Here is a 14,230-nt window from a genome sequence, read left to right on the forward strand (position 1 = left end):
CCGCCTGTTTTGGGATGGCCCCCAGGTGGTGCGCTTTGGGGTGGGGGAAAATCTCTACGGGGGAGAGGAGATCAAGGCTTTTCGCCAACAGCGCCCTCCCACGAATTTGGCCCGCGAGATGCTGCGTTTGCAGGTGGTCACCTTTGGGGAAGATTGCGGCTCGGTCACCTTAGAGTTTCGCCGTCCGGTGAACGGGATCCCTCGCTTGGGCCGCCAAAGCCAGATGGGGTACAGGTTCCCCGATATCGGCTGGAAGATTGTCTCTGCCCACGTGTCGTTTTTGCCGGAAGATCAGGGGGAAATGCTGCGCAAAAGCTGCGGATCCACCTCGCCCACATAGGTATTCAAGCCAATGGCTGTGGCGATCAAAGCCCCATCCACCTCCACCCGCCGATACTGGGAGATGGCCTCTGCCAGGGGCACATCCACCACCCGCCGATTTTGCCAGGCCACCATGCGGTCGTATTTGCCTTGGGCGATCAAGTCCACAGCAGCCACCCCAAAGGCTGCTCCCAGCAGGCGATCCAGAGGAGAGGGCGTACCTCCCCGCTGCAGGTGGCCCAAAACCATAACCCGCGTCTCGATGCCGGTGCGCAGGGCGATCTCATTGCCGATGTAATGGCCAATGCCGCCGTAGAGAGACTGCCCCAGGCTGTTGGTGTGGGTCACCGGCTCCCCCGACTCGGTGCGAACCGCCTCTGCCACCACCACAATGCTGAAGTTATTGCCTCGCTCTTTGCGGTCGCGGATTCTTTTGCAGACATTCTCCAGCTTGTAGGGAATTTCCGGGATCAAAATCACATGCGCCCCCCCGGCAATGCCAGCGCTGATGGCAATGTGGCCAGCATCCCGCCCCATCACCTCCATGACCATGACTCGGCTGTGGCTGATGGCCGTGTAGGTGAGCTGATCTAGGGCTTCCACAGCCACGCTCAGAGCTGTGTTGAACCCCACCGAATACTCGGTGGCACCGACATCGTTGTCGATGGTCTTGGGGATCCCGACAAAGTTCCAATCCCCCTGCAGGGCCAGTTGCCGGAGAATGGCCAAGCTGCCATCCCCACCCACCCCAATGAGGGCATCCAACCCAAGCCGGTGGTAGCCGGTGATTACCTCTGCCGAGCGATCCACCAAGCTGCCATCGGGCATAGGGTAGGCGAAGGGGTTGCCTTTGTTCACGGTGCCCAAGATGGTGCCGCCGTAGCGCAAAATGCCGGAAACCCGCTTCACATCCAGCAGCTCCGCCTCCACCGGTCGAGCCATGAGTCCTGCCGTCGCATCTTTGATGCCATAAACTTCCATATCGTAGTCGCGGGCCCGCCGCACCACTGCTCGAATCACAGCGTTGAGGCCGCCACAATCGCCGCCGCTGGTGAGGATCCCGATTCGCTTACGTTTGGGCATAGAGCTCTAGTTAAAGAAAGGTGAACATCCTGAACAGAGATAAGGGTCTATATCGCTTGCAGAGAATCCCTACTCAATCGCAAACTACGGATGTGATCCAGTCGATCATTATCCCAATTATCTTGGTTCAATCAGCTCTGGAGAAACACCTTCTGGTTGGGGGAGTGCTGAAAAAGAAGAAATTGAGGGATCCATACAGCCCAGCAAGATCAGGTCAGCTTGCGTTCCCGGTGGGGTTTGGGGTTGGCGATCAAGCCCAGCCGTTAAGCATCCTTCACAAAAAGAATTAAGAAACATTGCCGCACAAGCTGCCGATTAGGAAAGACTTCTATATCTCTGAGGATAGATCTTTCCAAAAAAACTTGGGGGCAACAATCCACTCAAAAACTGAAATCATTTGTTAAGCAGGGATGATCAAAACCCGGCCAACCCGATGATAGGGATGAGGATAGAGATAAGGCATCCAGTCTGATTTGGGAGCAGTACCATGACTCAAACCATTGCCCAGTGTGCTCTACAAGGGGCCTCAGAGTTGCTCAGCCGCTACCAGCGGGGAGAGCGCCATTTTCCCCAGTCCTGCTTGGAGTATGCCTTCTTGAGGGGGGCCGATCTGCGAGGGGCCAATCTCGAGGGATCCGATTTGCATGGGGCTAACCTGCGCTACGCCAACCTGCGGGGCAGCAATCTGGCGAAGGCTGATCTGCGCTGTGCCGACCTGCGCTATGCCGACCTTGAGGGAGCCTGCTTGGAAGGGGCCAATTTGAGGGGATCCCTCTACAATCACAGCACCTGCTTCCCGGTGGGGTTTGATCCGGTGACGGCAGGGATGCAGCCCTTTGAATTTTGATTGGGGAAGGAGAGGGGATCCCTGAGCCCTCAGGCCAAGGGAAAGCGCTCCCGCAAATCTCGAATCACCGGAGCGGGCACCAGATGATCGATGGGGCCGCCCAGCTTGGCGACCTCCTTCACCAGGCTGCTGCTGACAAAACTGTGCTCGCTGGCGGTGGCAAGGAACAAGGTTTCCAGTTCGGGAGCCAGCAGCTTGTTGGTGTGGGCCATTTGCAGCTCCACATCGAAGTCCGACAAAACTCGCAAGCCGCGCACGATCACCTTTGCCCCCCGTTGGCGGGCATAGGCCACCGTCAGACCTGAAAACGTATCAACCTCAACATTTTTGAGATGGGCCGTGGACAGGCTAATCTGGGCTTGCCGCTGCTCGGGGCTGAACAGAGGGGTTTTGTTGGGGTTTTTCAAGACGGCGACGATTACCTTGGAAAAAAGACGGCTGGCCCGCTCGATAACATCGAGATGTCCAAGGGTAATGGGGTCAAAGCTGCCGGGGTAGAGGGCGATCATGGCCAACCTCGTGCTATTCCTCACCCTACCTGGTCTCGGGCCCAAGCCAAATAGGTTGTGCTCACTTGAGTGGCTGCCAGAGCCAGGATCTCGGGCTCAGCGTAGGGGTGCAGCTCTCGCAGCCGTTGTTCCAGGCGGGGGTAGGCAGTTGCGGGCAATTTGAGCAGGATGAGGAACTCGGCATCGGTCTGCAGGGATCCCTGCCAGCGATAGTAGGACGTGATCCCGGGCAAGACCTGGGCACAGGCCACATAACGTTCGGCCACCAAGGTATGAGCCAAGCGATGGGCCTCGGTTTCGGATCCCACCGTGGTCATGACAACCGCGAGGGTATCGGGTGTGATCTTGTCGTCCATGCGGGGCGGGGAAGTTGTTAGCCGGGCGGTTTCTCCCTATCCTATCGCCCGCCGGGCTAGGCGTTCCTAGCTCACCGAGGGCTTGGCTTTCCCAAAGTAGGGTCGCTTCTGGTGCCAGCGCCAGGCAGTTTGAATGATCTCGGCCAAGTCGGTGTAGAGAGGTTTCCAGTTGAGATCCCGAAAGATGGCACCGGCATCGCCCACCAAGCGCGGGGGATCCCCAGGGCGGCGCGCTCCCATTTGCACCGGGATCCGCTTTCCGGTCACGGCTGCTGCGGTGGCAATGACCTCTTTGACGGAAAAGCCTTGGCCATTGCCCAGGTTGTAGGCTGCTGGTACGGGTCGGCCAGAGGCCAGCGCTTCTACCGCCAACACGTGGGCTTGAGCCAGGTCGGTGACATGGATGTAGTCTCGGATACAGGTGCCATCGGGGGTATCGTAGTCCTCTCCAAAGACCGTGATGTGGGGACGTTGGCCTCCGGCGACCTCCAACACCAAGGGGATCAAGTGGGTTTCCGGGTCGTGGGCCTCCCCAATTTCACCATCGGGATCGGCTCCGGCGGCATTGAAGTAGCGCAGGCTAATGGATCGGATCCCGTGGGCAACCTGGAAATCTCGCAAGATCTGCTCCACCATCAGCTTGCTCTGGCCGTAGGGGTTGATGGGACGTTGCGGATGACTTTCGGGAATAGGGATCCGCTCTGGCACCCCATAAGTGGCACAGGTGCTGGAGAACACTATGTAAGGGATCCCGTGATCCCGCATGGCCTCCAACAAACTCAGGGATCCGGCCACATTGTTGCGGTAGTATTTGCCGGGATCCTTGACCGACTCGCCCACATAGGCATAGGCAGCAAAGTGGATCACCCCTTCCGGGCGATAGTGTTGGATGACTTGATCAAGCCGCTTCCGGTCGGCGAGATCCCCAATCTCCAACGGCCCCCAGCGAACTGCCCAGGGGTGCCCGTAAACCAAGTTGTCGTAAGCAATGGGGAGATGGCCAGAGGCCGCCAGAGCTTTGCAAGTGTGGCTGCCGATGTAGCCCGCCCCGCCGGTAACCAGGAGACGCATACGCCAGCTTAGATAGGGATCGCACCCAGGGTAAAGGTTGTCAACGGGATCCCTTCAAGCTCCAAAAGCTTCTTTGGCGGCGTACATGACCTCCACACCGATCTCGGTCAAGCCTCGTTCGCGGGCAAATTTTTCGGTGTTGCGTTTAACCTTGCCGCGCACAAAGCCGGGCACCTTGTTCAGCTCCGCCTGGGCTTCCCGCGTCCAGATGAGGTCGGAATCGGCGCTCAGGCTCTTGTGAATCACCTCCTTGGTGTCGTGGCCACCGAAGATCTCCAACAGGTGATCTTCCATGCCCAGGGTAAAGGAGTTGTAGATCAAGTCCACAATTTGGTTGGCGCCCTCGTAGCCCAAAAAGGGCCGGTAGCCGATAGGGAAATCCTGCACGTGGATGGGGGCCGAGATGACCCCACAAGGGATCCGCAGCCGTTTGCCCACATGCCGCTCCATCTGGGTGCCGAAAATCGCAGCAGGTTCCGCCTGGGCAATGGCGTCCGCCACGCGGGTGTGATCCTCCGTCATCAAGATCTGATCGCAATACCCTCCCACCTCTGCCTGGAACCACTCCCCATCGTAGGTGCAATAGCTGCCCGCCCACACCACGTGGATCCCCATCTCGCGGGCCAGGATTTTGGTGATGGCCGCCGCGTGGGTGGAATCCCCGAAGACCACCGCTTTTTTGCCGGTTAGGTTTTGGCAGTCGATGGAGCGGGAAAACCAGGCCGCTTGGGAAATGTGCAGCGTTTGCTCCTGGATGTAGGCTTCATAATCGACAGGGATCCCTTGCTCGTTTAGGATCTGCTGGATCTGGCGGATGAAGCGGGCCGTTTCCACCACCCCCATCGGGGTGATCTCGATGGAAGGCGTGCCGAATTCCTGCTGCAGATAGCGAGCTGTCATCGGCCCCAGCTCCCGGTAGGGCACCACATTAAACCAAGCCCGCCCCAGGTGTTTGAGATCGTGGACACTGGCCCCTTGCGGGATCACCAGGTTGAGCTGGATCCCCAGATCCCGCAGCAGCACCTTCAGCTCCCGCAGATCATGGGCATTGTGAAACCCTAGGGTGGAAATGCCAAGGATGTTACAGGAAGGCCGCTCCGTCTTTTGGGGCAGGCCGTCTAACTCCCCGCTTTTGCGAGCTTTGGTGATATAGAACTCCACAATCTGCTGCAGGGTGCGATCCGCTGCCTGCAATTCGTTAACCCGGTAGTGGTTGACATCTGCCAGCACCACATCGCAGCGACTGGCCAACTGGGCCTGCCGGACAAAGTGATGCAGATCTTCCTGCAAAATGCTGGAAGTGCAGGTGGGGGTGACGACGATCAGATCCGGCTGCTCCTCGCCGTCTTTGCGGACGATGTTGCGAATCACCTTTTCGTCGGATCCCCGCGCCAACACCTGCCGGTCAACGACGCTGGTGGTTACCGGAGTAAAATCCCGCTCTCGCTCCAACATGGAACGCATCACGTTGAAATAGTCGTCTCCCAGAGGAGCGTGCATGATGCTGTGAACGTTTTTGAAGGAGCTGGCCACCCGCAGCGTGCCGATATGGGCAGGGCCAGCGTACATCCAATAGGCCAATTTCATGGGCAGCCTCTCAAGAAAGCCAGAGACAAAATCAAGGATCCCAACCCACCGCCGGATGTGCACCCGCTGGGAATCTCTCCTGGCATTGTAGAACGCTCAGCAGCCGGCATCCCTTGGCTGTTATCCTCCGTAACTCCCAACCGAGACGCTCCCAAGCCAAACTCGATCAAAAGAAAAACAACCCTGCCAAGGCAAGTGTGATTACGGGGATCCCTCTACTCCGCCCAAAGGGCTTGTTCCATCCTAGAAATAGGGGCGATGGATACCCATCTGGCCCCAAAGTTCAAGCTGAGGAACCTCAGGGATCGTGACAGGTGAATCGGCTAGCAGGCAAGAGCAGAGGAGTTTTTGTAGTTTTCGTTACATGTTAACTTTTGGAGACAAAACATGTAGCTCTACAACATTGAGCAGAGATTCTTGTTTACAGAAGCAAGCTTTCCGTTGGAGAAGGCAGACTAACAGAGGGAAGAGAGATGGCTGATGTTTCCCTGAATACAAGCTCGACACAGAGAATTGTCGATGGCTAGTAATTTTGCGCGCCGTAACCGACCAAAGGCTGCTGCTTCTTCAAAGGTTGAGGTGAAAGCTTATGGGTTCCACAACGATTTCTTGGCAACGTGCTCGCAAAGCTCCTCAGGAGCTGCCTGGTTCCATGACTTCTGTGCACTTCAAACCTACAACTCACCTGCGCGACTGGTTGCAGGCTCCATTGCGACCCATCCAATCGGCTATCGATAACTTCAGCATCCGCGATCCCCGCTTGGCCCATTTCCTTTGCCAGTGGATCCCGGCCCGCTGTCCCTTCGAGCGAGATGTGGTGCTGTTTGGCCATAAGGTGATGCATATTCCGCCCATGTGCAAACTTAACCCCCTCTACGACCAGGTGGCAGGGCTGCGCTTCCGGGCCTTGTCGTTTTTGGCGGAGCGAGGAGAAGACATTAGCCGTTACCTGTAAGGCAGCTTTTTCCACTAAATCTTTTTTCAAGGGATCCCTGGCCATCCAAAGCCTGCTGCCAAACTCCGGAGCGGATCCCATTAGAAGCGGGTCTCAAACTCGATGGAAATGACATTGTTGCCCTCGAGGTCGGTGCTGGCGCGGGTGAGGGTTTGCTCGTTGAGGCGGTAGCGGGCGCTGTAGCGGGTGGGCTGAAAGGGATCCGTTAGGTTGCGCTGCACCGAGATGGAAGTGGCTGGCCCCAGATCGCGGGCCACCTCCAGCGCTAGCCCTATCGAGGAGCGGTTGGCAGCGCGGGTATCGACCTGGGGGACGGGGCTAATGCGCACCTCGTCTAGGCCCAGGGTGTCCCGCAGCGTGTCCAGCACATCGTTGAGCAAGGCAGTTCCGGCCAGGCCGGCCACTCCCGCTTCGGGGTTGAGGCGGGCCAGAGCTGTGCCTCCCAGGAGGGCGACGATCTCTTCGGGGGAGCGGCTGGGGCTGCTGGAAAGGGCCAGAACCCCGTTGCGGGGATCCGCCTCAGCCAGCTGGCTGGCCCGCCCGTTGACCGTGGCGAAAATCTCGATGCTCTGCTGGGATCCCGGCAGGTTGCGGTTGGTGTCAAAGGGGGAGAGCTCTTGGGGAAAGCGATAGACCTCGATGGCCTGGGTCATCAAGCGCAGGTTCAGGAAGGGATCGAAGGGGTTGTCTAGGTCAAAAGTGGCGGTATTGGAGCGGGAGCGATCCAGGCGAAAGTTGGCAAGGGGCAGGTTGATGCGGCCTCGCTCTAGGGCAATGGTGCCCGCTGGGCGCAGATCCTGGGGAGTGCCAAACAGGCGCAAGGTGCCGGCAGCATTGAATTCAAACAGATTGGGACGCTGCACGCGGATCCCTGGCCCCAAGACCAGCTCCAGTCCGTTGAGCCGCGGCTGCCAGAAGGGATCCGGCGAAGTCGAGCCGGCGGCAGCTGTTGCGGCCTCAGGTTCTGCCCGGCGGGGGCTGACATCCACGATCCCTTGAGAAACCTCCAGCCGCCCCTCGAGCAAAGGTTGCAGAAGCAGCCCTCTGACAGCCACCTCGCCGTCCAGATGGCCAGTGTAGAGGTTGGGCAGGTTGAGCTGGATCCCTTGGAGTTGCAGAGTTAAGGGTGGCGAGGTTTCGTCCATCTGCAGGGCACCGCGAGAGTTGACGGGCAAAAAGCCTTCAGCCAAAAGGGATCCACCCCCCAACTGTCCCCGCAGCTCCTGGACTTGCAGCTGATTGAGGTTAAAGGCGATCTGGCCTGTGAGGTCGGTAATGGGCTCCGGCAGGGCTGCCAGCTTGAGGATCCCCGAGTTGACGCTCAAGTTCCCCTGCAGGCTGGGCTCTCGCAAGGTGCCGCGGATGGCCAGCTCCAGTTGGCTTTGGCCGCCTTCCCAGCGCACCTGGTCGGTGAAGAGGTTGATCAGGCGCAGACCGCCATGCTTGGCTTGCAGGGTGAGGTCGATCTGGTCGGATTCGGCCCGCACCTCGGCAAAGGGCAGGGTGTAGGGCACCAGGCCAAAGAGGCGAATGGGTTCGTCACCATTGGCCAGCAGGGCGCCGTCCAGGCGCAGCTGCCCCCGCTGGTAGTCAAATTGTCCTCCCACCTCCCGCAGCGGCACCTGGTTGATCTGGGCGTTGACCACTGTCAGGGATCCGCGGGCATGGGGATCCCGCAGGTTGCCGGCCAGCTCCACGTCCAGGTTGAGATCCCCCTGCAGCTCCAGCTCCTCTGGCAGGAAGCGGTCCAGCAAAGCCAGAGGCAATCCTTGGATTTGCAAGGATCCCGACTGTTCCTCTAGGCCCAGCTTGCCCACAAAAAGGGCTTGACGTTCGCCACTGCGCAACCGCAGCGGCTCCAACACCACTGCATCTCCAGCCAGGCTGCCCCTGGCAGTAAGGCTTTCGATGCCAAACTCCTCTGCCTGCCAATTCTGGCCCTCAAGGTAAAAGCTGACGCTAGGCCGGTTGAGGCTGCCGACCAGGCTAACGCTGGCTTGGAATTCCCCTCGCAGACTTGTGGGCGGCGGGAAAGTGCTCCGCACCGCTGACGCGAACAGCGGATCCATGCGGCTGGCCAAGGTCTCCAGGTGGACGGCCAAGATCTGGGCATAGTACTCCAGCTGCTCCAGGAGAGGATGGTTGGGCAAACCAACCGGGTCGGTCTTTAACGCCGAGGCAGGGCCCAAGGGGGGCCGCCGGAAGCCGCGAGTGGTGATGTCTTGCCACTGCCGCCACTTAAAGGCAGAGACGATGTCTTCCAGGCGGCCCTGGCGGGTGCTGATCTCTAGGTTAATTTGAGGAACGGAAACCTCTGGAGTAGACTCCAAACCGCCCTGGAGGGGATCCGCCGGCAGCTCCAGGGTGCCGCTAGCGGTGTAGGTGCTCTCAAACAAATCCAGTTGAGCTTGGGCGATCTCTAGGCGAGGAGAACCATTACCAGCGTGGTAGTCGAAATCCACCGAAAAGCCCCGTACTTCGATCCCTCCCAACTGCAGATCCGCCACCGCAGCCCGTCCTTGGGCGGCGCCGCTTGCCAGGTCAACTGCCACCTCCCCCTCGAGGGTTCCCTGCAGACTGGCCCACGGCCCGGCAGCCACCCCCCCCAGCAAAGCCAGAGGCAACTGGTTCACTGCCACCTGGAGCTCCTCTTGCCGGCGTTGGCCGCGAATTTCCGCCTCGCCCCGCTGCACCTGAAACTGCAAAGGCTGAAACTGGGGATCCAACTGCAGCGCCAGTCGATCCCGCTTCCCCCGCAGATCCACTTCCGTCCCCTGAACAGACCCCTGAAAGGGCCCGGCCAAGTCTTCAAAGGCCACATCTCCCACCTGCAAGCCCCGCAACTGCGCCTTGCCAGTCACCTGCAAGGTGTCCAGAGGTCCGCGGATCTGGCCGGATCCCTGCAGCACTCCTTTCACCAGCGGCGGCAGGCCGGGTACTTCTGCCAGCGTAATCCCGTCGGTGGTAAAGCTCAGATCCAGGGATCCCACCTGCAGCGTCTGGGGATCCAAGGGGATCTGCCCTTCGACCCTGGCCAGGCGAGTGCCACCTGCCAACACCTCCGCCTCCTGGATATGCAGTCCGGATCCCTCCCAAGTCACCTGGCCGCGGATGCCCTCAACCCACTGCCGTCCCCTCGCTCCCAAAGGCTGCAACAAAGCCAGCGACCCTTGCGCCCGCAACGCCCCCAGGAAGCCCACTTCTGCTGCCGCCGCCCTGTCCAGCTGCGCCGTCAGCTCGCCAGAGAGGGATCCCGGCCATTGGGGGTTGAAAAAGGCCAGCGGCACCTCCTGAGGAGCCAACTGCGTCTGGAGCTGTCCCCCCGCCCACCGCCCCGCCACCGCCACCCGGCCTCCGCCCACGTCCAGCACCGCCTGCGGCACCTGCACCACCCAGTCCCGACCCTCCGGCAAAACCTGCAGCTGCCCTCTTCCGGCAATCTCTCCCCCTTGGGTTGCCCAGGTGGCCTCTACCTGAGGTTGGGATCCCGTCAGCGCCACCTGCACTTGAGCGGAAACCGGCCCCACCCAAGGAAGAGCGCCCCGGCGGGGCAGGTTGAGGCCGTAAAGGGCCAGCACCTGCTCCACGTCGGCTCCGCTGACTTGAAGATCGAACTGGCCTGCCAAGCCGGCAGCCCATTGCAGCTGGCCGGAGCCTTGGATGCGACCCCCTGCAGTCTTGAGGTCAATTGCTTCCAAGGCCAAGGTTTGATCCGCAAAGTGGAAGCCAAAGGCATACTCCGACACCGGCAGGCGATCCACCTGCCCCGGCGAAAGCCCCCGCAACTGTCCCCGGATCTGCGGCTGATCCAAGGCTCCAGTGACCGCTACGGATCCCCCTACCACCCCCTCCACCGCCACCGGCAGGCCAAAGGCAAACGTCTCTTGGATCTGTTGAAGACTGGCCGGCACCAGTTCCGCCTGCAAACCAAACCCCTGTCCTTGCTCCCAGACCACCGGGCCTTTTAGCTCGGCAAAGGAAAGCTGACCAAAGCGACCGCTCACCCCCTCCAGCTCCAACCCCTGCAAGGTAAAGCGAACGGAGCCCTTCACCTCTTCAAAAGGATGGGGCAACCTCTCCAGATCCAGCCGAGCCTGTTGAACCTGGGCCTGCCCCGTCAACTCCAGCGGTTGATCCCGCCGCCAGAGCACCTGGAGATCCAAGCCAGTTTCCCCCTGCACCTCCGCAAAAGGGGCCGCCGGCACCACACTGGGCAAGAGATCCAAAGGCAGACGAGCCGCAGAAAGCGTCACCGAACCGGAAGCCTGGGCAAAATCCGCCACCCCCCTGAGCTGCAGGGGGTACCCCCCCTCCCCCTCCCGAGGGAGCAACCGTGCCGTCGCCTGGAAACTGGCCCGCCCCCCGAAAAGATCCTCCTCTCCTGGCGGGGCATTGTGAGTCAGCCACACCTGCACCTGGCCCTGCAGCCGATCAAACTGGCGTCGCTCCCCCACCAAAGGGATGGCCGTCAGGGATCCCTGGCGCAAACGGATGTTCAGCCCATGCAAGGGCAGGGATCCCTCCCCTTCGGGCAGTTGAAACTGCACATCCGCCCAGCCGCGATCCAGCGTTTCCATCAGCAGCAGTTGCGGCTGGTTTAGGGTAACATTCAGCACCCACTGACCCGTCTGCAGCCAAGTCCAGAAATCAGGGCTGAGGTCGATGGAGCCGATACTGGCCAAATGCTCAACGCGGCTTTCTCCCAAGCTCACCTGCCAGGGGGCCAGAAACCTCACCTCCCCCAATTCCACGCGCCGGCGCATCGCTTGCGAGAGGGTTGCTTCCACCTGCGGCAGCACGTGATCTTGAAGGTAGATCCCTGTTCCCCAGGCGGCACCAAAGGCGGCAGCCGTCAAGCCCAAACCCACCCCAGCTAGAGTGATGGGGGAAAGGTTGAATCGTTGCTGCTGCATCTTTGGATCTTGGTGATCCTCTCCCAACCGCCTACCCCTTAAAAACCTGACAGGCTCCCAAAAGCCATTCGTGCACTGCGGGCCGACCTTGCCGGCACAGTTGCCCCCATCCTACCCAAGGACTCCTGGCTTGCCACGAGGGAACAGAAAGAAGAGATCCCTGCTCCCAGGCGTAATTCCCCCGAAGACCCCGCGGAAAAATACCGTCTCCCGCGGAGAACGGGGATGCTAAGCTATCTCCACACCCGAGATTGAACCCACCCTGGGGCCTCTCTCAGGTGTTCCCTTCTGTCGAGATGGTTGAAAGGAGAAGAGCCATTCCGGAACCCCTATCTCTGACGGTCAGCTTGCGCGGCAGCCGCGAGGCGCTGGAAAACTGCCAGGTCTTTCACCTGACTGGCCTTCTGGATGCCTTTTCCGAGCCGGTCTTTGTTAAGGTGGTCACCAAATACCTGGAAGAGGGATCCCCTAACCTGATCCTGGATTTGACAGGGATCGACTTCATCGACAGCTCTGGCGTCGGCGCCCTGGTGCAATTGGCCAAGCTGGTGCAGGGCCGCGCAGGTATCTTTCAGGTGGTGAGCAACCCCCGCATTACCCAAACGGTGAAACTGGTGCGCCTGGAGAAGTTCCTATCTTTGCGCAACTCCTTGCAGGAAGCCTTGGATCGCCTGAAGGAAGGAAGTACGGGCAGTACAGAGACCGCCTGATACGTAATAAGTATGGGTCTGGGAACCTTTTGGGGGATCAGTGCTGGAGCAGGGGATCCCGACTGGATCACGGTCAAAGCAGCCCGCATCCTCAGCACGGTCAACTGGGTGGCCTGTCCCCAAAATGCCGCCGGCCAGCCGGGCCTGGCCTATCAGATTGTGCGCCCTTGGCTGCGACCGGAACAAACCCTCTTGCCGCTTCGCCTGCCCTTTGTCACCCAGCCGGAAGTCCTGCAAGCTGCCTGGCGAGTGGCTGCCCAGCAACTGGCCCCACTCCTAGAAAGGGGAGAAGATGTCGCCTTTATCTGTGAGGGAGACGTGGGCCTCTACAGCACCTTTGCCTACGTGGCCCAAGCCCTGCGGCAGCGGATCCCCGCCTTGCCCATCCAGGCCATACCGGGGGTGTGCTCTCCCTTAGCCGCTGCTGCTGCCCTGGGATCCCCCTTGGTGCTCGGCTCCGAGAAATTGGCGATTTTACCGGCTCTGTTTGCCCTCTCGGAACTGGAGCAGGCTTGTGCCTGGGCTGAGGTAGTCGTCCTCATGAAAGTGGCCTCTGTCTACCCTCAGGTTTGGCAGTGGCTGGCCGAAAGAGGTTGGCTGCAACAAGCCAGCTTGGTGGTCTGGGCCGGCTGGCCCCAGCAAACCCTCTTCCCCACCCTGGAAGGACTGGCCGACTACCAGCCCCCCTACTTTTCCCTGCTGATCCTGCGTTCTCGGCCCCGAAATCAAGATTCTCTTAACCTGGAAAACGAGCTACAGCTGGAATGAGTTTTCTAGGATAGGGAATGAGTTCCTTCCGGCGATTAAGCCCGAAGCAGGGGTTGGTCGTTGTTTTTTTGCGTTTATTTCTGTTTATCTCAAGGCTCGCGCCGAGCCAGCTTGTTTCCCCAAAAAATCAGGTGTCCTGTGACGGAAAGAGGCTGAGGAATCCGAATCCAGAATGCTGGGATCCCTCATTGACCTGAACCAAAAAGAGATGAAAAGACCAAGTTAAAGGAATGATCCAGCCTGTTAAGAATGGTTGCCGCCCTTGGTGGAGAGATCGGCTATAGGTTAGATTATGAATGTAGTGATTCAGGCGAGGAGGATAATATCTCATCCCCATCTCAAATGCGAGGCACCGCTTCTCGATTGAATCAAATCCAAAATTCAAGTCCAAAATTCTCTGTCGGTCAACGCTTTGATCCAAGCTTCCGATCCGTTGCTTCGGCAGACTCTCCTGAGAAGTGGTTGTCTCGCTCAGCAGAGCACCTGGTACCTACGACAGGTTTTCCTCAAAGCAGAACAAGGGAGTTAGGCAGATAGCAGTTGGGCTTGCTGCACAAGCCACTGGGAAAGTGAGAGAGCGCTCTAGGTGTTCCTCAAATAATCCTCAAATAAAAGTGGTTTTGCCAGATCAACAAGCTCAGCCGGCTATTTTGAGTCTCCATTCATGAGCGAGTCAGGGTGGGAAAATCGGTGATCAGGTTCAGGTGCTCTCAACCTGCAAGCTCTGCGAGTCGGAACCAGCGCTCAGTGGGACAAGGACTGCGGGCTTTAGCAATTCGAGGTTCTCTCAGTTCATAGTTTCACTCTCACTTTCAGGAGGTTGCTATGTTTACCTTTCTCTCAAAGATTGCTAGAGCAATTATCCGCATATTTGCTCCTGCCAAGTCCGATCTGGTGGAAGTGGGTTACCAGCCCATCACGGATGATATCTATCGCATCAACGGCTCAGCCTGCCATTTTAGCGATCTGGAGATCTCATCGTAAACCTCAGAGTCGGATTCTGGTGTCGGAGCGGCCACTGGCGCTGGCCTAGAAATTGGAAAAACCTAGAAATTGGAAAAAAAAGCTACAAGTTAAGACAACTGAATAAGTCTTAGTTAAGTCTTGGAT

The 14,230-nt window shown here is 59.1% G+C and carries 12 protein-coding genes; 6 read left to right on the top strand and 6 right to left on the bottom strand.

Translation table 11 applies throughout. The features are described 5' to 3' along the window. Positions 1-340 (top strand): AtzH-like domain-containing protein (locus tag NW820_RS02335; protein ID WP_414406583.1); only part of this gene is annotated, 340 nt, incomplete at its 5' end. Here NW820_RS02335 and NW820_RS02340 read toward each other — a convergent pair. Beyond that, entirely contained in the window at positions 292-1,404 is a 1,113-nt protein-coding gene (locus tag NW820_RS02340; protein ID WP_414332294.1) for an ATP-dependent 6-phosphofructokinase, read from the bottom strand. The genes NW820_RS02335 and NW820_RS02340 overlap by 49 nt on opposite strands. 487 nt (positions 1,405-1,891) lie before the next feature. Here NW820_RS02340 and NW820_RS02345 point away from each other — a divergent pair, with 487 nt between their 5' ends. Continuing rightward, complete coding sequence (locus NW820_RS02345) at positions 1,892-2,251, top strand: pentapeptide repeat-containing protein (protein WP_011433777.1); 360 nt, start codon at positions 1,892-1,894, stop codon at positions 2,249-2,251. A gap of 29 nt (positions 2,252-2,280) precedes the next feature. Here the strand turns inward: NW820_RS02345 and coaD are convergent, their stop codons facing one another. From coaD to bchB, 4 genes are all read right to left on the bottom strand, one after another. After that, positions 2,281-2,760, bottom strand: a complete 480-nt coding sequence (coaD, locus tag NW820_RS02350; RefSeq protein WP_011433776.1) for a pantetheine-phosphate adenylyltransferase — start codon at positions 2,758-2,760, stop codon at positions 2,281-2,283. A gap of 20 nt (positions 2,761-2,780) precedes the next feature. Continuing rightward, positions 2,781-3,116: a divalent-cation tolerance protein CutA gene (gene cutA / locus NW820_RS02355; RefSeq protein ID WP_414330961.1), complete on the bottom strand. Its 336-nt coding sequence runs from the start codon at positions 3,114-3,116 to the stop codon at positions 2,781-2,783. Between the two features lie 66 nt (positions 3,117-3,182). Continuing rightward, the gene (gene galE / locus NW820_RS02360; protein ID WP_414406584.1) at positions 3,183-4,187 is read right to left on the bottom strand and encodes a UDP-glucose 4-epimerase GalE; all 1,005 of its coding nucleotides are present in this window, start codon (positions 4,185-4,187) and stop codon (positions 3,183-3,185) included. Positions 4,188-4,241: 54 nt separating this feature from the next. Then, positions 4,242-5,774, bottom strand: coding sequence for a ferredoxin:protochlorophyllide reductase (ATP-dependent) subunit B (gene bchB / locus NW820_RS02365; protein ID WP_414406585.1), 1,533 nt, complete (start codon positions 5,772-5,774; stop codon positions 4,242-4,244). 652 nt (positions 5,775-6,426) lie between these two features. Here bchB and NW820_RS02370 point away from each other — a divergent pair. Continuing rightward, entirely contained in the window at positions 6,427-6,729 is a 303-nt protein-coding gene (locus tag NW820_RS02370; protein ID WP_414406586.1) for a Mo-dependent nitrogenase C-terminal domain-containing protein, read from the top strand. 80 nt (positions 6,730-6,809) lie between these two features. Here NW820_RS02370 and NW820_RS02375 read toward each other — a convergent pair whose 3' ends face one another. Then, positions 6,810-11,642 carry a translocation/assembly module TamB domain-containing protein gene (locus NW820_RS02375; protein ID WP_414406587.1) on the bottom strand — a complete coding sequence of 1,611 codons (4,833 nt, stop codon included), beginning with the start codon at positions 11,640-11,642 and terminating at the stop codon, positions 6,810-6,812. 296 nt (positions 11,643-11,938) lie between these two features. On the opposite strand from NW820_RS02375, the gene NW820_RS02380 reads away from it, so the two are divergent. The 3 genes from NW820_RS02380 (at position 11,939) to NW820_RS02390 (ending at position 14,104) form a co-directional block, all read left to right on the top strand. After that, on the top strand, positions 11,939-12,352 hold the full coding sequence (locus NW820_RS02380) for an STAS domain-containing protein (RefSeq protein ID WP_011433770.1): 414 nt from the start codon (positions 11,939-11,941) through the stop codon (positions 12,350-12,352). Positions 12,353-12,364: 12 nt separating this feature from the next. Then, entirely contained in the window at positions 12,365-13,120 is a 756-nt protein-coding gene (locus NW820_RS02385; RefSeq protein ID WP_414406588.1) for a precorrin-2 C(20)-methyltransferase, read from the top strand. Between the two features lie 825 nt (positions 13,121-13,945). Next, positions 13,946-14,104, top strand: coding sequence for a hypothetical protein (locus NW820_RS02390; protein WP_414329361.1), 159 nt, complete (start codon positions 13,946-13,948; stop codon positions 14,102-14,104). Positions 14,105-14,230: the final 126 nt, after the last annotated feature.

The organism is Synechococcus sp. R55.7, from assembly GCF_047461955.1.
Classification (GTDB): Bacteria; Cyanobacteriota; Cyanobacteriia; order Thermostichales; family Thermostichaceae; genus Thermostichus.

What these genes read in the sequence shown, in the direction of transcription:
- NW820_RS02340 (WP_414332294.1), bottom strand. Translation starts at nt 1,404, where the DNA reads ATGCCCAAACGTAAGCGAATCGGGATCCTCACCAGCGGCGGCGATTGT.
- NW820_RS02390 (WP_414329361.1), top strand. Translation starts at nt 13,946, where the DNA reads ATGTTTACCTTTCTCTCAAAGATTGCTAGAGCAATTATCCGCATATTT.
- coaD (WP_011433776.1), bottom strand. Translation starts at nt 2,760, where the DNA reads ATGATCGCCCTCTACCCCGGCAGCTTTGACCCCATTACCCTTGGACAT.
- galE (WP_414406584.1), bottom strand. Translation starts at nt 4,187, where the DNA reads ATGCGTCTCCTGGTTACCGGCGGGGCGGGCTACATCGGCAGCCACACT.
- cutA (WP_414330961.1), bottom strand. Translation starts at nt 3,116, where the DNA reads ATGGACGACAAGATCACACCCGATACCCTCGCGGTTGTCATGACCACG.
- NW820_RS02385 (WP_414406588.1), top strand. Translation starts at nt 12,365, where the DNA reads ATGGGTCTGGGAACCTTTTGGGGGATCAGTGCTGGAGCAGGGGATCCC.
- NW820_RS02380 (WP_011433770.1), top strand. Translation starts at nt 11,939, where the DNA reads ATGGTTGAAAGGAGAAGAGCCATTCCGGAACCCCTATCTCTGACGGTC.
- NW820_RS02345 (WP_011433777.1), top strand. Translation starts at nt 1,892, where the DNA reads ATGACTCAAACCATTGCCCAGTGTGCTCTACAAGGGGCCTCAGAGTTG.
- bchB (WP_414406585.1), bottom strand. Translation starts at nt 5,774, where the DNA reads ATGAAATTGGCCTATTGGATGTACGCTGGCCCTGCCCATATCGGCACG.
- NW820_RS02370 (WP_414406586.1), top strand. Translation starts at nt 6,427, where the DNA reads ATGACTTCTGTGCACTTCAAACCTACAACTCACCTGCGCGACTGGTTG.
- NW820_RS02375 (WP_414406587.1), bottom strand. Translation starts at nt 11,642, where the DNA reads ATGCAGCAGCAACGATTCAACCTTTCCCCCATCACTCTAGCTGGGGTG.